The sequence below is a fragment of the Enterococcus sp. SMC-9 genome, assembly GCF_021011285.1.
GTDB classification, from domain to species: domain Bacteria; phylum Bacillota; class Bacilli; order Lactobacillales; family Enterococcaceae; genus Enterococcus_C; species Enterococcus_C montenegrensis.
Window position 1 is genome coordinate 139,472 of sequence record NZ_JAILYE010000004.1, and the last position, 20,727, is coordinate 160,198.

At 37.6% G+C, this 20,727-nt stretch carries 20 protein-coding genes and 1 tRNA gene; 8 read left to right on the forward strand and 13 right to left on the reverse strand.

Going from position 1 to position 20,727, the window contains the following annotated elements; translation table 11 throughout:
* Positions 1 to 104 precede the first annotated feature (104 nt).
* Together K4422_RS07245 and K4422_RS07250 are read left to right on the forward strand one after the other, a co-directional pair.
* Positions 105 to 177: transfer RNA gene (locus tag K4422_RS07245), tRNA-Thr, on the forward strand.
* 352 nt (positions 178 to 529) lie between these two features.
* On the forward strand, positions 530 to 721 hold the full coding sequence (locus K4422_RS07250; RefSeq protein ID WP_230710488.1) for a hypothetical protein: 192 nt from the start codon (positions 530 to 532) through the stop codon (positions 719 to 721).
* A gap of 406 nt (positions 722 to 1,127) precedes the next feature.
* Here K4422_RS07250 and upp read toward each other — a convergent pair whose 3' ends face one another.
* The 8 genes from upp to K4422_RS07290 all read right to left on the reverse strand — a co-directional run bounded on the left by upp (position 1,128) and on the right by K4422_RS07290 (position 9,578).
* Complete coding sequence (gene upp / locus K4422_RS07255; protein WP_173102291.1) at positions 1,128 to 1,757, reverse strand: uracil phosphoribosyltransferase; 630 nt, start codon at positions 1,755 to 1,757, stop codon at positions 1,128 to 1,130.
* Between the two features lie 60 nt (positions 1,758 to 1,817).
* Entirely contained in the window at positions 1,818 to 3,443 is a 1,626-nt protein-coding gene (locus K4422_RS07260) for an ABC transporter (RefSeq protein WP_230710188.1), read from the reverse strand.
* Positions 3,430 to 4,188 carry an ABC transporter ATP-binding protein gene (locus K4422_RS07265; RefSeq protein WP_230710190.1) on the reverse strand — a complete coding sequence of 253 codons (759 nt, stop codon included), beginning with the start codon at positions 4,186 to 4,188 and terminating at the stop codon, positions 3,430 to 3,432. Before K4422_RS07265 ends, K4422_RS07260 begins: the two co-directional genes overlap by 14 nt.
* A gap of 228 nt (positions 4,189 to 4,416) precedes the next feature.
* Positions 4,417 to 5,667, reverse strand: coding sequence for a serine hydroxymethyltransferase (glyA, locus tag K4422_RS07270; protein WP_230710192.1), 1,251 nt, complete (start codon positions 5,665 to 5,667; stop codon positions 4,417 to 4,419).
* 130 nt (positions 5,668 to 5,797) lie between these two features.
* Positions 5,798 to 6,829: an L-threonylcarbamoyladenylate synthase gene (locus K4422_RS07275; protein ID WP_206902316.1), complete on the reverse strand. Its 1,032-nt coding sequence runs from the start codon at positions 6,827 to 6,829 to the stop codon at positions 5,798 to 5,800.
* Between the two features lie 200 nt (positions 6,830 to 7,029).
* Positions 7,030 to 7,863 (reverse strand): peptide chain release factor N(5)-glutamine methyltransferase, encoded by an 834-nt coding sequence (gene prmC, locus K4422_RS07280; protein WP_230710194.1) that lies wholly within the window; start codon positions 7,861 to 7,863, stop codon positions 7,030 to 7,032.
* The gene (gene prfA, locus K4422_RS07285) at positions 7,856 to 8,929 is read right to left on the reverse strand and encodes a peptide chain release factor 1 (RefSeq protein ID WP_206902314.1); all 1,074 of its coding nucleotides are present in this window, start codon (positions 8,927 to 8,929) and stop codon (positions 7,856 to 7,858) included. The genes prmC and prfA overlap by 8 nt, the downstream gene beginning before the upstream one ends.
* 79 nt (positions 8,930 to 9,008) lie before the next feature.
* Complete coding sequence (locus K4422_RS07290) at positions 9,009 to 9,578, reverse strand: thymidine kinase (RefSeq protein WP_206902313.1); 570 nt, start codon at positions 9,576 to 9,578, stop codon at positions 9,009 to 9,011.
* Between the two features lie 410 nt (positions 9,579 to 9,988).
* Between K4422_RS07290 and K4422_RS07295 the strand changes: the two genes are divergently transcribed.
* From K4422_RS07295 to K4422_RS07305, 3 genes are all read left to right on the forward strand, one after another.
* Positions 9,989 to 11,386, forward strand: coding sequence for a TrkH family potassium uptake protein (locus K4422_RS07295; RefSeq protein WP_442896730.1), 1,398 nt, complete (start codon positions 9,989 to 9,991; stop codon positions 11,384 to 11,386).
* Positions 11,387 to 11,755: 369 nt separating this feature from the next.
* Positions 11,756 to 13,108: a Mur ligase family protein gene (locus tag K4422_RS07300; protein ID WP_230710198.1), complete on the forward strand. Its 1,353-nt coding sequence runs from the start codon at positions 11,756 to 11,758 to the stop codon at positions 13,106 to 13,108.
* Positions 13,101 to 13,793, forward strand: coding sequence for a type 1 glutamine amidotransferase (locus tag K4422_RS07305; protein ID WP_206902310.1), 693 nt, complete (start codon positions 13,101 to 13,103; stop codon positions 13,791 to 13,793). Before K4422_RS07300 ends, K4422_RS07305 begins: the two co-directional genes overlap by 8 nt.
* Positions 13,794 to 13,901: 108 nt before the next feature.
* On the opposite strand, the gene K4422_RS07310 is transcribed toward K4422_RS07305, so the two are convergent.
* The 5 genes from K4422_RS07310 to K4422_RS07330 form a co-directional block, all read right to left on the reverse strand.
* A complete protein-coding gene (locus K4422_RS07310) occupies positions 13,902 to 14,708 on the reverse strand; it encodes a metallophosphoesterase family protein (RefSeq protein ID WP_206902309.1) in 807 nt (268 codons plus the stop codon).
* Positions 14,708 to 15,490, reverse strand: coding sequence for a phosphonate ABC transporter, permease protein PhnE (phnE, locus tag K4422_RS07315; RefSeq protein WP_206902308.1), 783 nt, complete (start codon positions 15,488 to 15,490; stop codon positions 14,708 to 14,710). Before phnE (K4422_RS07315) ends, K4422_RS07310 begins: the two co-directional genes overlap by 1 nt.
* Positions 15,487 to 16,266, reverse strand: coding sequence for a phosphonate ABC transporter, permease protein PhnE (gene phnE / locus K4422_RS07320; protein ID WP_230710201.1), 780 nt, complete (start codon positions 16,264 to 16,266; stop codon positions 15,487 to 15,489). The genes phnE (K4422_RS07315) and phnE (K4422_RS07320) overlap by 4 nt, the downstream gene beginning before the upstream one ends.
* Positions 16,256 to 17,023, reverse strand: coding sequence for a phosphonate ABC transporter ATP-binding protein (gene phnC, locus K4422_RS07325; RefSeq protein WP_206902306.1), 768 nt, complete (start codon positions 17,021 to 17,023; stop codon positions 16,256 to 16,258). Before phnC ends, phnE (K4422_RS07320) begins: the two co-directional genes overlap by 11 nt.
* A gap of 134 nt (positions 17,024 to 17,157) precedes the next feature.
* Positions 17,158 to 18,075 carry a phosphate/phosphite/phosphonate ABC transporter substrate-binding protein gene (locus K4422_RS07330; RefSeq protein WP_230710203.1) on the reverse strand — a complete coding sequence of 306 codons (918 nt, stop codon included), beginning with the start codon at positions 18,073 to 18,075 and terminating at the stop codon, positions 17,158 to 17,160.
* Between the two features lie 220 nt (positions 18,076 to 18,295).
* Between K4422_RS07330 and K4422_RS07335 the strand changes: the two genes are divergently transcribed.
* From K4422_RS07335 to K4422_RS07345, 3 genes are all read left to right on the forward strand, one after another.
* Entirely contained in the window at positions 18,296 to 18,952 is a 657-nt protein-coding gene (locus tag K4422_RS07335; RefSeq protein ID WP_206902304.1) for a cyclic nucleotide-binding domain-containing protein, read from the forward strand.
* Positions 18,953 to 19,140: 188 nt separating this feature from the next.
* Positions 19,141 to 19,935, forward strand: a complete 795-nt coding sequence (locus K4422_RS07340; RefSeq protein ID WP_230710205.1) for a hypothetical protein — start codon at positions 19,141 to 19,143, stop codon at positions 19,933 to 19,935.
* Positions 19,936 to 19,997: 62 nt separating this feature from the next.
* Positions 19,998 to 20,684, forward strand: coding sequence for an HAD family hydrolase (locus K4422_RS07345; protein ID WP_230710207.1), 687 nt, complete (start codon positions 19,998 to 20,000; stop codon positions 20,682 to 20,684).
* Positions 20,685 to 20,727: the final 43 nt, after the last annotated feature.

Below are 20,727 nucleotides of genomic sequence, written 5' to 3' on the forward strand. Positions count from 1 at the left end.
TAATACTAGTATACCACACTTTGTGAAAATTTTCTAAGTCCTTGTTTCATAGAAGGGTTTTGCCTTTACAAATATTTTATTTTTGCTATAATTTCTAACGTACTGCCAGCTTAGCTCAGTAGGTAGAGCAACGCACTCGTAACGCGTAGGTCACAGGTTCGATCCCTGCAGCTGGCATAACTAGACAAAAAAGCCTGTCTCAAATTTGAGACAGGCTTTTTTTATGTTTAGCTATATAATCTCCCTTTTTAAATTGTTAGTAGGATGAAAGATTATTAACAGCACGCATTAGCTATAATATTATTCATATTATGTAGATAGGATTGATAAAAACGAGAAAAATAACAGGGTTAATCATTCTAGTTCTTTTAGGTTTTATGGGCTACAAAGCTTACGACTACTATCACTCAACCTATGTTGGAAAAACAGCTTACGCTTAGTTCCAAAAGAAGTTCCACCCAAACTTGAACATAAGGCTGAAACTTCAGTTGGTGATCGCTCTTCTTGGTATTCCTATGACTACAAATTAATTTTTGTCAAAGAAGATGGTACGACTGAAATAAGAGATGTATCAATCTCTCAAGATAATCCCACGCCATTAGTTCCAAACTCTTACGTTAAAGCAACCATCAGTATAAAAAGAGTACGCAAAGGACCAAATAGAATTGATGAACAGGCTATTCCTCAAAAGCTCCATAAAAAACGAACACCGTTAACATAAAAACGAAATGACCTCTTTTATTTATTTTTGTACGTTTACACTTTTGTATCCTTTCTTCTATAATGAAGATACGAGGTGATAACTATGATGAAAAGACTTTTTTATGCTGCTATCTGTACTTTAGTTTATCTTTTTATTTCGAATATTGGTAACTTTGTATTTGGAATCAGCGAGCGCTTTAGTTGGACAACTACTTTATGGGAGGCTCTCTTTTTCTTCATCTTCATTTTCTTAATTCAAGGCTTTCGAAATAAAAAATAATAAAAACTAACTTATGCACATATCAACAGACTTATCCACAATATATTGTGCCGTTTCATCTACACAATTCTATATTTTGTGTCTATTATTATTTTTTCTTACAAAAAAAACGCTGATTTTAAAGTCAGCGTTTTTTTGTAAATTATTATTTTGTACCAAACAAACGGTCACCAGCATCCCCTAGGCCAGGAACGATATAGCCGTGTTTGTTTAAATGGTCATCTAAAGCCGCAGTAAAGATATCAATATCTGGATGGGCTTCTTGTAACGCCCGCACGCCTTCTGGAGCCGCAACGAGACAAACAAATTTAATATTTGAAGCCCCACGTTTTTTCAATGAATCAATTGCCATGATGGCAGAACCACCGGTTGCTAACATTGGATCTACAACAAAGATTTGACGATTATCAATATCTTCTGGCATTTTGAAGAAGTATTCATGTGCTTGTAATGTTTCTTCATCGCGGTATAACCCAACGTGACCTACTTTAGCAGCTGGAATTAATTCCAAGATACCGTCTACCATGCCTAAGCCAGCCCGTAAGATTGGCACAATCGCAACTTTTTTACCAGTTAATGTTTTTTGCGTAGATTGTGCAACTGGTGTTTCAATTTCAATATCTTCTAGTGGCATATCCCGTGATACTTCATACGCCATTAACATCGCGATTTCGTTTACAACTTCCCGAAATACTTTTGTACCTGTATTTTTATCACGAATAATTGTTAATTTGTGTTGGATCAATGGATGATCGATTACTTGAAATTTGCCCATTGTAAAAGCTCCTTTAGTTTTTATTTTATTTTAAAGCAAATACGCTGGTTTAACAACTAATCACTTTATTTTTTTCTGCCTTGCTAGATCAATTTTTCTCTGCCAAGACACCTGGTCTACTTTTTGCCAGAAATTACGGCGATAATAATACATGAGCCACAAACCAACAGCTATGATACCTAGAGCAACGACTGCATTGACTAAAGTTGCATCGATAAGGTTTAACAAGGCCACATAACCGCCAATTAAAACTGCCCCTAAAATCATGCTGCCCCACATCATAAAAATTAACCCAACGCGACCACTGCCTCGTAAAAAAAGCTGTGTAAAATTCGTCCAGTCTACTAAAAGCAGTCGATAATCTCGCACAAAATAAAATTGTGACAACAAAAGCGTACCCAATAAGCTGCCAAGCACAAACGATACAATAAAGAATAATGAGCCTTGTAAAACAAGACCCGTAGCTAGGGATAAAATTAAGGTAATCCCACCTTGAATAAGCAGTCCTGTTTTAAATTTAGCTACCAAATATTCCTTGCGACTCACAGGCAATGTCTGCATATACGTATAATTTTCTCCATCTAAAGAAATTAAATTGCCGACAAAAGAAGTTTGATTAATTGTTATTAAAGCTAAAACTATCCCACCAAAAAAGGCTACCCCGACATATTTTAAAGGCAGATCACGCAAACTTAAGCTGCCATTCAAAGCAAAAGTAGCTATAAAGACCACTGGAAAAACCAACGAGGAAGACAGTACTTGGGTAATCAAAGAGGGATTTTTTACCAATTCGAAATTATACCGACGTAAAATCTGTTGCAAGTTTTGATTTTTCTTATGTTTTCGCCGCACTACTTGTTCTGTAGAGGAAATATTGGTCACTTGTTCATAAAGCTGTGGTAAAATCTGCCACTTCACCAAGAAAGCTAAAATAAGTAAAAAGCCTACTACACCAACTATACTTATTAATCCCTCGCTAGAAAAAGGCGCATGGGTAATATGAAAGAGTGGCAGCATTGGCAATATGATATTACGATCTGCTACATAGCTGTCAGCTGTATCTTGATTCATCAACATAATCCCAATAATAACCAGCGCCATTGTCACCCATAAAAGAAGAGTGGTCATTAATTTCTTATGCTTTTGGAAAACTTTGGTCTTCGTTATACCAAAAACAATCAAGCTACAAATTGCAAATAAAATTAACAAAACAACAATAAACAATAAGCTACTAATCACACCAGCTAAGACGATATTTAGTTTACTTTTTAAACTCGTTAGAAAAAACAAGATAAGTAAAGGAATGATGAAGGGGACTACTGATAAGGCCACCACGATATTTTTAGCAATAAAAATCTGACTTTGTTTAAATGGCAGCGGTAGATAACTGCCCAAATCTTTACTCTCAAAGAAAATATTGTAAATAATACTTACCCCTTGGGATAGTCCTAATAAGAAAAAAAGCATCGCAAAATACGTAAATGTTCCGGGCATTTTGGCAAAGTCAGTCATAAAAAGCATCGAGCCATAGACTGCTAAAAAGACCAAACCAGACAACAGATACTGGTTAATAATCGCTTGGGATAAGTTCTTACGTCCTTTTTTCCGTAGCCGATCGGTAGCTTGGGGATTCGCGTAACGTAAGCTGGTGGCAATTAAACTCTTTAATTGCTTACTCATCACCATCACCTGCCAACTCCTTGACAATCTCTTCACTGTTTTTACGCCCTGCCATTTTCAAATAAACCGCCTCTAAGGATTCCTGTGGATTTTCAGCTAATAAGTCCGTCACGGAACCATTATAAATTAGTTTTCCTTCCTTTAAGATGGCCAGTTCATCACACAACTGTTGCGCTGTATCTAAAACATGGGTTGAAAAAATGACGGTTTTTCCTTTGGCGGCATGTTTTTTCATCAATTCTTTTAAATCAAAAGAAGCTTGCGGATCTAACCCTTGCATTGGTTCATCTAAAATCCAAATGTCTGGATCTGGCAATAAAGCACCAATAATAATTGTTTTTTGCCGCATTCCATGAGAAAAACTCGCCAATGTTTCATCGATGTGATTTTCCATACTGAATAATTCGACTAATTCTTTTAAGCGCGTTTCTTTGTTTTCTAATTCATAAGCCGCAGCAATCAAATCCCAGTATTCTCCTGCTGATAATTGCAAGAAAATATCTGGTGAATCTGGTACGTAGCCAATTTTCTTTTTTATCGCCAGCCGATCTTCAGAAAGTTCTTTGCCATCAAATAAAATTTGACCTCTGGTTGGTTCAATAATACTGACTAAGCTTTTAATTGTCGTGGACTTTCCAGCTCCGTTATGACCTAAAAAGCCAAAAATTTCCCCTTCTTTAATGGTTAGCGTCAAATTTTGTAATGCTGTCTTTTTACCGTAATCTTTTCCCAAATCTTGTAACTCAATCATATTTTTCACTCCTTATAAACCTATGAAGATCGCTTATTTTAAACTAAATAGGTGCCTTACAACTTGTTATCTAGTATCATACTACAATCCTGCTTGGGATAAAAATGCAGTCTTGCATTTTTTAATAAACTTTCATTTGCAATTTTTCTTCCCAAAGCAAGTAAAAAATCAGCTTTACTTTTACAAAAAAAGCGGCAATCAAAAAGATTGCCACTTTAACGAAATGATTTATTTTTCTAAGTCTTGGTAAATAGGAAAGCGATCTGTTAGGCGCTTTACGCTTGCTTTGATTTTTGCTAACTCAGCTTCATCTTCGCGGTTTTTCAACGCATTCACTACTAATTGCGCTACTTGGGTACATTCTTCTTCTTTGAACCCACGGCTAGTCAAAGCCGGTGTGCCAATCCGAATACCACTAGTTTCCATTGGGCTTAGCGATTCAAAAGGAATAGAATTTTTGTTTAACGTAATATTCACTTTATCTAAAACATGTTCGGCAATTTTACCTGTAATATCTAAACCACGTACGTCTACTAATAACAAGTGGTTGTCAGTTGCCCCTGAAACAAGCCGCGTTTCTGGTGTTTGGTTGAAGACTTTTGCCATAGCTTGTGCATTATTGATAACTTGTTGACTGTACTCTTTAAAGCTTGGATCAAGTGCTTCTTTAAAAGCAACTGCTTTTGCTGCGATGATATGTTCCAATGGTCCACCTTGAATACCAGGGAAAACAGCACTATTAATTTTTTTGGCTAAATCGGGATCGTTGGTTAAAATCATTCCACCCCGAGGCCCCCGCAAAGTTTTATGGGTGGTTGTCGTAGTAATATCGGCGTAAGGAATTGGCGATGGATGTAACCCCGCTGCAATAAGACCGGCAATGTGTGCCATATCAACCATTAATTTTGCGCCAACTTCATCGGCGATTTCTTTAAACTTCGCAAAATCAATTGTCCGTGAGTAGGCACTCGCGCCTGCCACAATAAGTTTTGGCTGATGTTTACGCGCCAAGATGCGCACGACATTATAATCAATCACTTCGGTTGTAGGATCAACGCCATAGCTGACAAAGTGATAGGTTTTACCGCTAAAGTTAACTTTTGAGCCGTGGGTTAAATGCCCACCAGCTGAAAGATCCATGCCTAAAATTGTATCTCCTGGTTGAACCAAGGCTAAATAAGCAGCAGTGTTGGCTTGTGAACCAGAATGAGGTTGAACGTTCGCAAATTTAGCACCAAATAGTTCTTTGGCCCGATCAATTGCCAAATTTTCGGTGATATCTACAAATTCACACCCACCGTAATAACGTCGCCCAGGATAACCTTCTGCGTATTTATTGGTCAAAACACTTCCTTGAGCTGCCAAAACGCCAGGTGAAACGATATTTTCTGAAGCAATTAACTCCAAGTTGTTTTGCTGACGATTAAACTCATTGTCCACAGCTTCCCATAATTCTGGGTCAAATTCACGATAATCCATTTTAGCCACTCCTTTTAAATTAACACTCTTTTTTATCAAACATTAAACTAAGAAAAAAAGTCACTTAGTATTGAAATTGTATCATAAAAATAAGGCGCAAAAGAAATCTTTCGCCCCTTATTTTTTATCGCTATTTTTCAGCACTAAAATATTGTTGATTCGCTGATTTTTTCAATCGATTCATATAGGCGGCACCAATGCCTTCTTCAGGATAAACTTCAGCCAAAATAACATCTAAGTCTAAAGCCTTATCATCCAACGCCCGCAAACCGGCAAAAAGCCCCTTTGCCGCTGATTTTGGCGTATCTTGACTATACATAAATACACAAGCCGTATCATAGCGCATTTCTTCTGAGATACTTGGACCAGCTAAAACTCCAGCTCGCAAATGATTCTCTTTCACCCAGGCCTTTGCTTTTTCCCAGTCGCCGTTTTTTACTAATAAAACTTTCGTATCTGGCGCATAATGCTTATATTTCATACCTGGAGCTTTTGGTGCTTCACTTTCACTGACTAAATGCTTGTCTAGTGTAACGGCTACGCCTAATGTCTGGGTTAATTCTTCTTGTGTAATAGCACCAGGTCGTAAAATGACGGGTGCTTTTGTGTGATCACTTAAATCTAAGACCGTTGATTCTAAACCAATTTGAGCAGCACCATCATCGACAATTCCGGCGATTTTTCCTTTTAGGTCATGATACACATGCTCACTTGTCGTTGGACTTGGTTTACCTGAGGTATTAGCACTTGGACCTACTAGCGGAACGCCTGCTAACGCGATTAATTCCCGTGTTTTTTTATTCGCTGGCATACGAAAAGCTGCTGTGGATAAACCACCTGTAACAACAGCAGGTAAACTATCTTTTTTGATGGTAAAAATTAACGTTAGCGGTCCTGGCCAATAAGTTTCGACAATTTTTTGCGTTAACGGATGAAAGTTATCCACATAATCTTTCACCATTGCAAAATCTGCCACGGTAACAATCAGCGGGTTATCGCTAGGACGTCCTTTAACTGCAAAAACCTGCTTGACAGCCGCAGGTAAAAGTGCATTAGCACCTAGTCCATAGACTGTTTCAGTCGGAAAAGCGATCAGCTCTCCTTTTTTTAATTTTTCTGCCGCTGCTTGTAATTGATCGGTTTGGTATACCTTCGTTTCCAATCTTTATCCACATCCTTTTTTCACAGAATAGGCGAGTTTTCAACAATTTCAATAAACTTATCCACTTTTTGTGGATAAGTGATTTGTCAAGTGTGCAAAAGTCTGTTCATAACTTTTATTTTGTGAAACAGTTCTGCTAGCTATGTTTTTTAATCGTGAAACAATTTGAAAAAATTTTTTTCCACAAGTTTGCGTAATAATTAATACACATAGACCATTCGCTCATTGCTACTTAAATCTTTTTTTACGATAACTTTTTTATCGGGAAAAGCGCTTTGAAAAATTTCTGTGACAGCCTGACCTTGTGCAAAACCAATTTCCAAAAAAATTTGGCCATTAGCTGCTAGAACTTTTTGCGCTTGGCTTGCCAGCTTGCGATAAAGCGCTAAACCATTATCTGCGGCAAATAACGCTGTTTTAGGTTCAAATTCCCGCACACTCTCATCCATCAACTCCCACTCACTGGCACCAATGTAAGGCGGATTGCTGATAATAATATCATACTCTTCTTTTGCCCAAGATAAAGTATCGCCTAAAATAAAATTAATTTTTGCTCCTAAGGCTTTGGCATTATCTTGTGCCACCGCTAATGTTTCTGGCACAATATCCACTGCACTAACTTGCCAATTTGCTCTAGCCAACTTTAAAGAAATGCCGATCGCACCGGTACCGGTTCCAACGTCTACCACTTTTTTCATCGTCGTTGCTTGATTTTTTTGCAAACACCAATCGACTAATTCTTCGGTCTCTGGTCGGGGGATTAATGTTGCTTCATTTACTTTAAATTTGTGTCCATAAAAATATTCATAGCCTAACAAATATTGCGGTGGCTGATTTTGCAATAATGCAGCTACATCTACTTCAATTTGTTTTTCATCTACTTTAGAGATACTTTCATTCATGTTTAACAGCCACTGAGTCTTATCCCAACCCTTACGCGCTAAAAAAACAAATTCAATACTGTAGGCTTCTTTACCAGCTGCTTTTAAAAAAGAAGAAGCTCTTAACAGAGCTTCTCGATACGTCTTAGCCATTTTGCATCTCTTCTAATTTCGATGTTTGATCGTACATGATTAAGGCATCGATAATTTCATCTAATTTACCAGCTAAAATTTGATCCAATTTTTGAATCGTTAAACCAATGCGGTGATCTGTTACCCGGTTTTGAGGGAAATTATACGTCCGAATCCGTTCAGAACGATCCCCAGTTCCTACCGCAGATTTACGCGTGGCATCGTATTCACTTTGCGCTTCGTGAGAAATTTGATCATACACTCTAGCCCGTAATACTTTCATTGCTTTTTCCCGGTTTTTTAATTGTGAGCGCTCGTCTTGCATCGCCACGACAATCCCGGTTGGAATGTGCGTCAAACGTACAGCAGAAGCCGTTTTATTAACGTGCTGTCCACCAGCACCAGACGCATGATAAATGTCTGTCCGAATGTCTTTATCAGCAATATCAATTTCAACTTCTTCTGCTTCTGGCATTACGACAACAGTCGCAGTGGAAGTGTGAATACGCCCTTGTGATTCTGTTGAAGGGACACGTTGCACCCGATGCGCACCACTTTCATATTTCAGTTTGGAATAAACGTTATCGCCAGTGATCATCATAATCACTTCTTTGTAACCGCCAATACCGGTAATATTGGCATCCATCACTTCGACTCTCCAGCCTTGTGTTTCAGCGTATTTTTGATACATATTAAATAAATCGCCCGCAAAAAGTGCTGCTTCATCACCGCCTGCGGCACCGCGAATTTCCATGATAATATTTTTATCGTCATTAGGATCTTTAGGTAACAATAAAATTTTGATCCGTTCTTCTAAAACTTCTTTTTCTTTTTTCAAATCACTTAGCTCTTCTTTGGCCATTTCTGCCATTTCATCGTCTAAGTTTTCGCTTAATAATTCTTCGGCATCTTTAATACCATCAACAACTTGCTTGTAACGACGGTAAACTTCCACCGTTTCTCTCGTGTTAGCTTCTTCTTTAGAAAGCTCCATAAAGCGCTGCGTATCACTGATTACATCTGGATCACTTAGCAGCTCGCCCAATTCTTCATAACGATCTTCAATCGCCTGCAGCTGATCATACATAATTATTTTACTCCTTTATTTTCAAATAGATGTCTTACCGATAACTTCTCTTAAAAGCTACATTTTACTGGTTACTGACTCAAATTTCTGGATGGAAATAATGGTGACGGCAGACTGGATAATAGGCTTCATTGCCGCCAATCTGAACTTGGTCCCCTTCATAAACAGGTTTATCGTCAATATAATGAAGATTCATAATCGCTTTTTTATGACAGAACCAACAAATTGTTTTCATCTCTTCAATTTTGTCAGCATATAACAATAAGTATTTTGACCCTTCAAACAATTCGTTGCGAAAATCATTTTTTAAGCCAAAGGCCATCACAGGGATATTCAATTCATCCACAATTCTAGTAAAGTCCAAAACATGCTGTTTTTGCAAAAATTGTGCTTCATCAATTAACACACAGTAAGGCTTAAAATCTAAATTCGTAATTGTTTCAAAAACATTTGTCTCAGTAAAAATCGGCAGTGCATCTCTTTGCAAACCGATTCGACTTGAAACCCGCCCAACACCAGAGCGGGTATCTAAACCACTCGTCATGATGACAACAGGCTTGTCTTGTTCTTCGTAATTGTGGGCAACTTTTAAAATCTCAATAGTTTTCCCACTGTTCATTGCGCCATATTTAAAAAATAATTGTGCCATTTCACAAATTCCTCCGCTTCACTCTTTGATATTATAGCGGAAAAGGACAGCTTTTTACAGTAGGAATTTTGCGTCTTACAGGATTGAAAATTTTGCCTGTGACAAACAAAAAACCACCGCCACAAGGGACGATGGTTTTTCAGGGAGTAAGAAAATGAAAAGAAAAGTTTGTTGGGTTTGGGTTGTTTTGTTGGTATGTGTATATAATAGCCAGAAAATGTGAATAATTTATGACAAGAATTTGGTAAATTCATACCTTTTTTCTAACGACGCGTTTTAAATTTCCACAAGATAATTTCAATTTTTTGATTACGGTGGAGAAATAAAGGTTCCTGCCCCCAATTTTCTGCTTCTCTGCTATACTTAAGACGAGCTTAATTATTTATCCAAAGGAGTTTTTTATGAGTATAATGCGGGTGCTGCGGCAAAAACTGCGCCGAGCACGTTTTTTTATCGCTGGCAATGTTTCTTCCATTCAGATTATCGTCAGCTATTATTTATTAATGACACTAATTTCATTGCTGCTTTTTTATTTACCTATTTTTCGTCAGCCAAATGTCCACGTTCCTTTTTTAGATATGTTTTTTATGGCCATTAGCACTGTCAGTGTGACGGGACTAACAACTTTTAATATCAATCACGTCTTTAATGAAAATGGTGTCATATTGTTGGAAGTTTTATTCCAGATTGGCGGTCTCGGAATTATGATGATTTCAACTTTCTTCTTTATTATTTCCCGCCGCAAAATTTCGCTTAAACAACGACAGCTGATTATGACGGATATGAATCAGCCCCGTCTTAGTGGTATTGTCCGGTTAATTCGGATTACCTTTACCATGATTTTGGTTTTTCAAGTTAGCTTTGGTTTATTGTTTGCTTTTTACTTTTTATGGCAAGGTTACTATCAAACCCTAGGCGACGCAGTGTTTTATGGCTTTTATCAAGCCATTTCGGCTGTTACAAACTCTGGTTTTGATGTCACAGGAGATTCAATTATGCCTTTTGCCAACGACTATCCTTTTTTGATCGTCATTATGTTTTTAATTTTTATTGGCGGGATTGGCTTTCCTGTTTTAATGGATTTTTACGAGTGGATTTTATACCGGCGCAAAAAAATACAACGACGTCTGCCTTTTCGCTTTTCCCTCTTTACTAAAATTGCTGTGTTAGCCTTTGTTATTTTGTTTGTTGGTGGGACCCTGATTATTTACTTATTGGAAAGAGATCACTTATTTGCAGGAATTGATCCATTGGGACGCTTTATTAATAGTATGTTTTACTCCATGACTACCCGTAACGCGGGGTTACAGATCCACGACTTAGGTGAGTTTCAAGTGACAACTTTAATCATCTTTTCACTCCTGATGTTTATTGGCTGTAGTCCTAGTTCTGTCGGAGGCGGTGTGCGAACGACGACCATCGCCATTATCGGGTTATACATGACTTCATTTTTAAAAAGCGAAGATAATATTAATATTTTTGGCCGCCGAATAAGTGATGCGGATGTCCGTAAATCAGTCGTCGTTTTTATGCTTTCTTTAGCCATGTGCTTTTTTAGTGTCTTATTGCTAAGCGCCACTGAAAAACAATCGCTAATCGCCATTATTGTCGAAGTGACTTCAGCTTTTGGGACAACCGGCTTATCGCTTGGCATAACCTCTGACTTATCCGTTGTAGGAAAAATTGTCATTGCTTTATTAATGTTTATCGGCCGCATTGGTATGTTGTATACCTTGTTACTCTTTATTCCAAAAGAAACTCGCGACCAAGGTTACGAATACCCGACTGAACAAATCATTATTGGGTAAAGTAAAAAAATTCGATTAGAAACATTCTGCTTGAAGTAGTCAAAATAATTCGTGTAACGTCTAAAATTTTCACCTGAATAAATCATTTACCGCAAAAATACCTATAACGAGCTTTTCAAACTAAACCTCAGCTACAATAAGCTAAGCTATTTGGTCTTATTGTTAAAAGCTAAGCGAGTTTGCAAAGCTTTTTTGCATTTTTGCAGGATTTCAACGCGTTACTTAGTTTTGTTGTTGTGATAACGGCAGTATCTGCGACTAAAATTTAAGAAAAAGCAAAGGTGTTACCGTAAATTATTCAGACTATGGTATGATAAGTTGGATTTATAAAACGTAACGTCAGTTTAACTAAAAGGAGCAACAAAATTTATGAGCTTACGTAGTCACTTGGCGATATTTGCCGGTAAAAGTGCCCAATGGGTTTTAAAAACCTTTTTCAAAGGTGGTTCCAGCTATCCAGGACAATTGGCCCTAAAAATTGATCCCAATGTTTTAGATTACTATTCTGATCTTTACGAAGTGGTAGTCGTGACCGGGACAAACGGTAAAACACTTACGACTGCTTTAACTGTTAATATTTTAAAACAACAATTTGATGAGGTGTTGACCAACCCGACAGGTGCCAACATGGTACAAGGGATTGTTTCAACCTTTTTATCTGCCAAGCCAAAGAAAAATCAAAAAAACTTTGCTGTCCTAGAAATCGATGAAGCCAGTCTTAGTAAGGTAACCGCTTATATCAAGCCAGAATTATTTGTTTTCACGAATATCTTCCGTGACCAAATGGACCGTTATGGGGAAATTTATACGACCTATCGTCTGATTGTCGAAGGAGCTGAAAAATCACCGAATGCGCCAATTTTGTGCAATGGCGATTCACCGATTTTTAATTCTGTGGATACCGTCAATCCCCGTAAATATTACGGCTTTGATCACTTACCTGATAAAGAACAAATGGCCCACTACAATACCGATGGTGTCTTGTGTCCGCAATGTCACCACATTTTGCATTACAAAATGATTACCTATGCTAACTTAGGTAAATATTATTGTCCCAACTGTGGTTTTCATCGACCAAAATTGGATTACAAATTGACTAAAATGTTAGCCATGGATAATACTTCAGCGGATTTTATCATCGACGGACATGAATACGGTATCGAAGTTGGTGGAATGTACAATGTCTATAATGCTTTAGCAGCAACTGCTGTAGCAGAATATTACGATGTTCCAGCAGAAAAAATCAAAGCTGGTCTTGGTTATGATGAAAAAGTTTTTGGCCGCCAAGAAATAATTGAAATTGACGGCAAGAAATGTACCTTAGTATTAGTAAAAAATCCCGTTGGTCTAAATCAAGTCATTGATATGATTGGTCTTTCACCTTACTCTTTTTCCCTTGTGGCCTTATTAAACGCCAATTATGCAGACGGAATTGATGTCAGCTGGATTTGGGATGGTAATCATGAAGCCTTTGCCCAAATGGATATCCCAGCAGTCATTGCCGGCGGCGAGCGCCACAAAGATATGGCATTACGCTTAAAAGTGGCGGGTATTCAAGAAGATAAATTAACCGAAACCAAAGACTTAGATGAAGTCATTGAAGATATTAAGAAATTACCAACAGAAAATGTTTATATTTTGGCAACCTACACTGCAGTGTTACAATTACGAAAAAAATTAGCAGAAAAAGGTTACATTAAAGGAGGAATGGATCGTGGCTGATTATGAATTAACATTGGCCCATCTATACGGCAACCTGTTGAACACTTACGGCGACAACGGCAACTTATTGGTGTTACAATATTTAGCAAAAAAAATGGGCATTCAATTGGACACAGAGATTGTTAGTATCCACGAAAAATTTGATCCTGCCAAATACGATCTCGTCTTTTTTGGCGGCGGACAAGATTTTGAACAATTAATTGTCTCTGAAGATATTCAAAATAAAAAGGCAGATTTAACAGATTACATCGAAAATGATGGTATCATGTTAGCTATTTGTGGTGGCTATCAATTATTGGGTCATTATTACATGGGAGCTAATGGCGAAAAAATCAAAGGAATCGGCGCGTTAGATCACTACACGTTAAGTCAGGAAAATAATCGTTTTATTGGCGACATTGTCATTCACAATGAAGAATTCGATGAAACTTACTACGGCTTTGAAAACCACAACGGACGGACTTTTTTAGGCGCAGGAGAAAAACCTTTAGGCAAAATCGTTGAAGGAAAAGGCAATAACGGCGAAGATCAAACAGAAGGTGTCATCTACCGCAATGTTTACGGTTCTTATTTCCACGGCCCTATCCTAGCTCGCAATGAAAAACTAGCTTACCGCTTATTAAAAACAGCTTTAGAAAAAAAATACGGTGCGATCACTGTCCCCTCATTAGCAGAAATTGCTTAATACAAACAAAAAATGAGGCCACAACCAGAGTGTTCCGTTACTTATAATAAACGCTGTTTATGCGCAAAAAAAGGTGTGACAATTTTATGTCACACCTTTTTTATTGACCTAACACGAGCGCATATCGACTTTTTGTAATAACTTGCCGCTCGTTACAATTTCTCTTGCGGTCTCTTTTAACTGCCCTGCTTTGACTTCGTAAAGACTAAAACCCGCGTGTTGAACAAAGCGAACAATCCCATCGCCTTCATCTTGTCCCAAAAAGGAAAGACCATCGGCGGTATAGTAAGGAATTTGACCGACAGTTTTGTGATAATGGTAATGCGTATGGCCATTTAAAACAGCTAAAATAGTGTAACGTTTTAAAATTTGCCACAATTGATCAGACTGGGGTAAATTTAACGTTGCATATTGTTCTGCAATTAAATGGTGATGAGTCATAAATAAAACGGGCTTGTCTTGGTGCGCTGAAAGAACTTCTTCTAACCAATTTAACTGAGCTTTATCAATTGTCCCGTCTGCATTACCATAAACAGAAGTATCAAATGACACTAAATAAAACGGATCAAATTCAGAAACGAAATTATAGTAGTTTGAAGAAGGCGCGTTTTTTAGCCACCCTTGATAAAAATTTTCTTTGATATCATGGTTACCTAATGTGACCATAACAGGTGTATCAGGAAACTTTTTGGTAAAATACTCGTGCAAAAAGCGATAATCAGCAATTTGACCATCTTCGGTTAAATCGCCAGTAAGCAAGACTAAATCAATAGCTGTCATTTCTTTGGCCTTTTCAATCGCACGATCTAAATAGGTCAAGGGATTCTCCATTTTTGTCAACATTGCTTGATAACCTGTGGTAGCTGGCAAATAATGACTACGGTAATGTAAATCAGAGAGTTGTAAAATTTTCATTAGCGTAACTTCCTACGAATCCAGCCAGTGAATAAGTCTAAGCTAAAGACGGTTACCACGACTCCTAATAAAATAATACTAACGCGATCCCAACTCCGCGTTTGAATTGCAAATATCAAAGGTGCCCCAATTCCGCCGGCACCTACCAAACCTAAAGTTGCGGCACTTCGCACGGCGATTTCAAAATGATTTAAAGACAGTGAACTATAGATTGGTAATAAATATGGTATACGCACAGAGAAAACAATTTGCCAAAAATTAGCACCAATCGCTGCTGCATCCTCAATCAAAGCCTCATCCATCCCTTCGGCTTCTTCGGTAAATAATTTTCCTAACATGCCAATTTGATGCACGCCGATTGCCATTACCCCAGCAAAGGGTCCTGGACCAACGACTTTAACGAAAATAATAGCGTAAACGAGTTCAGGAAAAGCCCGCAAAACGTTACAAATAAATTTACCAATTTTGGCTACCCAAGGATAATTTTGCCACAAATTGCTGGCACTAATTAAAGTTAAAGGTAGTGCCAAAATCGTTGCAATAAAAGTGCCTAAAAAAGCAATCCCAATCGTAAGCAACAATAAGCTAAGCAAATCTTCTCCACTACCATCATATAAGTAGTGCCAATCAGGATGGGCTAGCCCTTGTATTACTTCTGCTCCCATTGCAAAAGAAAATGTTTTTAAGCTGCTGTAGTCAATTCCTGAGGCAGAATAAATCACTAAAGCTAAAAGTAGCAGCACAAAAAAATATATTTTTTTGCTAACTTGACTAAGTATCATCCTAATCTCCTCCTAACTGCTTCACTTAAACCATCCACAATGGCCACCACCACAAAAATCGTCAAAATTATAATGGATACGCGATCGTAACGCATAAGCGCTAATGATGAATTCAAAATAACACCAAGCCCACCAGCGCCCACATATCCCAACACGGTCGAAGCTCGTACGTTTACTTCAAAGGCATAAAAAGTATAGCTGATAATTTGGTTAATGACTTGCGGTGTAACCGACCAAATAGCCACTTGCATTTTGTTGGCACCAACTGCCTCATTGGCTTCAATTGGGCCAAAATCAATTGTTTCAATTGCTTGAAAAATCAACTGGGAAACCATCCCGAAGGTAAAAACGGCAATCGTTAGTACCCCTGTTGCCTCACCAATACCAAAAATGGCAACAAATAAAGCGGCCAATAATAAATTGGGAATCGTGCGAATCACGCCTAAGAAAAAGCGGATAATATAAGATAAAAGACGTTGTTTTGTCACAACGTGAGTCGCTAAAAAACTAATCGGAACGGCAAATAGAACACCTAAAAAAGTACCCAAAACAGACATCTGCAATGTTTTGAGTAGTGGCGTTACAAGACTTGGTAAATAGCTAAAGTCAGGTTTTAAAAAGCGGGCTAAAAAAAGGGCCATCTGATTAGAATTTTGAAATACCGCCTGAAAATTAGCGTCAGTTAAAAGGATACTGCCTTGTAAACACAGCAGTAGCACAATTATTACAAATAAATGTTTGTACCAATTAAAATGGACGGTATCTTTAATTTGCATTTTCTCCCACTTCCTTTTCGTACGCTTTCCCATAGATTTCACTAAGACGTTGTTCCGTCAGTTTTTGTGCAACATCATCAAAAACAATTTCACCACTTTTTAAAGCGATAATTCTACTGGCATATGCTTTTGCCAAAGAGACAGAGTGAATATTCACAATAATCGTCTTATTTAAGTTTTGGTTGATTTCTTTTAAATCTCCCATCACTTTTTCAGATGTAACCGGATCAAGAGATGCCACCGGTTCATCAGCTAAAATAATGTCAGCTTGCTGCACTAAGGCTCTTGCAATTAAAACACGCTGCTGCTGACCACCGCTTAATTCATCACTTCGGGTGTGCAATTTATCAGATAAGCCGACTTGACTTAAAGCTGTCGCTGTTTTTTCATAGTCGGCTTTTGTAAACAAACCAAAGATACTTTTCCAAGTAGAATAATAGCCAAGACGACCGGATAATACGTTTTTTTGGACTGTACTGCGTTTAACCAAATTGAAACTTTGTGAGATTAACCCAATATTGCGGCGGATTTCCCGCAATTTTTTCTTATTGGCGTTTGTAATCGATTCACCATTAATGATAATTTCACCAGCAGTCGTTGTGACCAGACGATTGATAGACCGCAAGAGGGTACTTTTCCCAGCACCACTCAATCCGATAATGGCAACAAATTCACCATCGGCAATCGTTAAATTAATATCCTTTAAGCCTTTGACACCATTCGGGTAGACTTTAGCAACATTTTTAAATTCAATCATATTTTTAACTCCTAAATTAGATATCGAAATTCTTCCAAATGACAACTTGAAGCGCATTTTTTTCTAACTGAAAAACGCTTTGACTCTATAATTATACGAGTAAAAAAGCCAGCTCCTAAGAACCGGCAATTTGTTTACTCAGAAGCTTTTTTCGTGTATTCGCGAATTGTATCATAGGCACTATCAGCAGATTCTTGGTAGCCTTTGTGCCCCCATAAAGCCATCGCTTCTTGTCCGGCTTCATCTTTTGGCATATTCAAAAAGACATCTTTAATTTCTTGTTTTAATTTCGTGTCCATTTTGGGCTGCACCGCAATCGCATCGTTAGGAATATCACCTGTGGTTAAATATAAAACCCGTAAATCTTTCATAATATCCTGATCACTGAATTTTGAAGCAAATACATTACGCGCACCTTCAAAAACAAAGGCTGCATCCATTTGACCGTTTAATACAGCTGTCATTTCACTTGGAATATCATTGACCGTTGTAACAGTAGCATCTTTAGTTGGGTCAACACCGGCCTCTTTTAATTCAGCTACCGGGTAAATATAGCCACTAGCTGAATTCGGACTTAAAGTAGCAATTTTCTTTCCTTTTAAGTCTGTCAAATCCTTTAAGTTGCTATCAGCTTTAACTAAAATTTCACCTTTAAAAGTATTGGTTAATTTATCTGTTGGTAAACCTGTTTTTCTATCGTAAGCACCCAATTGAGAGGTCAACACTGCTTCTGCTGCATCCATATCTTTTGCTTGCACATAAGCCGCTGGCGGCATAATTCCTACATCAACTTGACCTGAGGCCATCGCTTCAACAATCGTAGAATAATCTGTTGCCAGAGTAACAGTCACATCTTTATCAAGTTTTTTTGATAAATACGCAGCAAATGGTTTTGTTTTAGCTTCCATAGAACCATCATTATTCGTTGGAACAAATTGCACCACCAATTTTTCTTTTGTGTCCCCTTGTGCCTTTTGTTCATTACCACACCCTGTAAGACCGACTAAAATTCCTAGTGTTAAAAGACCGGTTGCCAACATTTTGAAACGCATGTTTTCTCCTCCTATTGGAAAATGATTTATATTGCCCCCACATAATAGCAAGAATTATCTCAAACAAAAATGACCTGTGTCACTTTGTAGGTAATTTTTTTGTAAATTTTAAGTAAAACCCGAACATTATCTTTACACCACTTGGAAAAAGGATGCTTTTTTACTCATTTGCCGTTATAATCAAAAATAACAAAACACTCATTTGAGAAAGGAAGCTTTTATGAAACAGCTATTTGATAAAAGCCAGTTAAAAGAAGCAATTGCCACTAATAATTTACAAGATTATTTAAGTACAGATTTACTTTCAATTGCAACTTTATGTACCTTTGAAAAAGATGAAGATCTCATTCAAGCGGGAACAGCTTCGAAGTACTTATATTTTCTAGTAGAAGGAAGTGCGATGGTCTATTCATTTACCTACGATACACAAAACATTTGTATCAATTACTGCTATGAAGCAACCATTATCGGAGAGGCCTCTTCTTTATGGGAAACCACACCCAGTAGCAGCGTTAAAGCCATGACCCCTTGCACTTGTGTTTGCATTAACTTGAAGCAATACCGTTCTATTTTGCAAAATGATTTGCGCTTTTTAAAACATACCTGTCAGCTGCTTAGCTACCGCTTAAACACAGGGATTAATCTGGCCAATTCCTTAAGTGAACCCGTCGAAACTAGACTAGCCCGTTTTATTTTAGAACATGAAAAAGATGAACTTTTTTCTTTTCAACTTAATAATTGTGCGGCTATTTTAAATGTTAGTTACCGTCATTTGCTGCGCACCATGACTAATTTTAAAGATCAGGGCATTTTGCAAAAAGTTCGCGGTGGCTACCGAATTTTAAAACGCAGTCAGTTACTTGCCTTGACTGCTTGAATTTACACTTGGTATCTAGCTAGACAGTAAGTTTTTTCGTCATATTTTACTGTATGAAGCAACAAAATAATTTGTGCCATTACCAAAAATGAGTAAGCTATTTTTAAGCCGAATTTGCTTTAAGAAGTGGTAAAATCAATTGAAGTCTAATAACCTAAAATCAAATTATCGAAGGGAAAAACTAGTAAATGAAACCTACACTTGCTGATGACATTAATACTTTAGCTGCCTTTTGTACGCTGCGGGATATTCCAGCTTTAACACAAGCTAATTTGCAGAAAGCTTATAATTTTCCCCAGGCAGATGCCTTCGTTTTATTTGGTGGCACCATTCTAGCTGGTATTGAACCTTTAGTAACTGCGATGAAAAACCAAGTCGCAAAAAAGTATCTGATTGTCGGCGGACAAGGCCATACAACTGATGCGCTGCGGGATAAAATAAGGCAAGCATATCCGATGATTGCAACAGACCAGAGTGAAGCAGAAATGTTTAATGACATTTTGTATCTAAAATTAGGCCAAACTGCGGACTACTTAGAAGTTCAATCAACGAATTGCGGCAATAATATCACCAATCTATTGAAACTATTGACCAAAAACAAACTGCCAAAAAAATCACTTATTTTATCCCAAGATGCGACCATGCAACGTCGAATGAGTGCTACGCTAGAAAAATTCGCACCTCAAACGACAATTATTAATTATGCCAGTTATAAAATCCAGACAAAAATTGAAAATAGAAAATTACAATTTGACCAATCTCTTTTAGGTATGTGGGAAATGGAGCAATACATTACATTGTTATTAGGTGAAATTAGTAGATTGCAAAATACACCATCTGGCTATGGACCTTTAGGCAAAGATTTTATTGCCCCTGTTTTTATACCAGAAGATGTACTGGCTGCTTTTCACCGGGTTGCACAAGCATTTCCTAATAAAATCCGCACAGCTAATTCTGCTTATGCTAAAGAATTAGCGGAATAAGCTTTAGCAAAAAACAGTAACTAAAACTATAACGCATCACTTCTATCACTAAGGAGGCTATTATGAAAGGAATTTTGTTTGATTTTAACGGCACCTTGATTAACGACACGCAAAAGCACGAAGAAGCTTGGCAGGCTTTTATCACTAAAGTCACAGGGTCCCCTGTTTCCAAAGGGGATTTTGCCAAGTATTTTCACGGTAAAAATGCACAACATACCTTAGAACATGTTTTCAAACGACCTTTAACAGCTCAAGAAGTTGCAGACTATGCCGAAGAAAAAGAAGCTTTATATCGCGCGCTTTGTTTGGCTGATCCAAATTACAGCCTCTTAAAAGGAGTACCCGAATTTTTGACTTTATTGCAAAAAGAACAAATTCCCTTTACAATTGCCACTGCTTCGGGAAAAACAAATTTAGATTTTTATTTTGATACTTTGAATTTAAATCAGTGGTTCCAACTGGATAAAGTAGTCTATGATGACGGCAAAATGATTAGTAAACCTGACCCTGATCCATATTTAAAAGGAGCTGCTCGCCTTAGGTTACTCCCATCAGAATGTGTCATTTTTGAAGATGCACCCGTTGGTCTTTTAAGTGCATATAATGCAGCTGCAGCTCAAATTGTAGCTGTCGCTACTTCCGAAACAAAAGATTCGCTTGCTAAATTACCCGGCGTTTCCCTAATAGTGGCAGATTTTACTGATCCTACCCTAACTGTCTTAATCGACCAATTCACTAAAAAAAGCTGAGGAAACCCTTCAAGTTCAGCCATGGTCAAGAATTAGTAAAAAA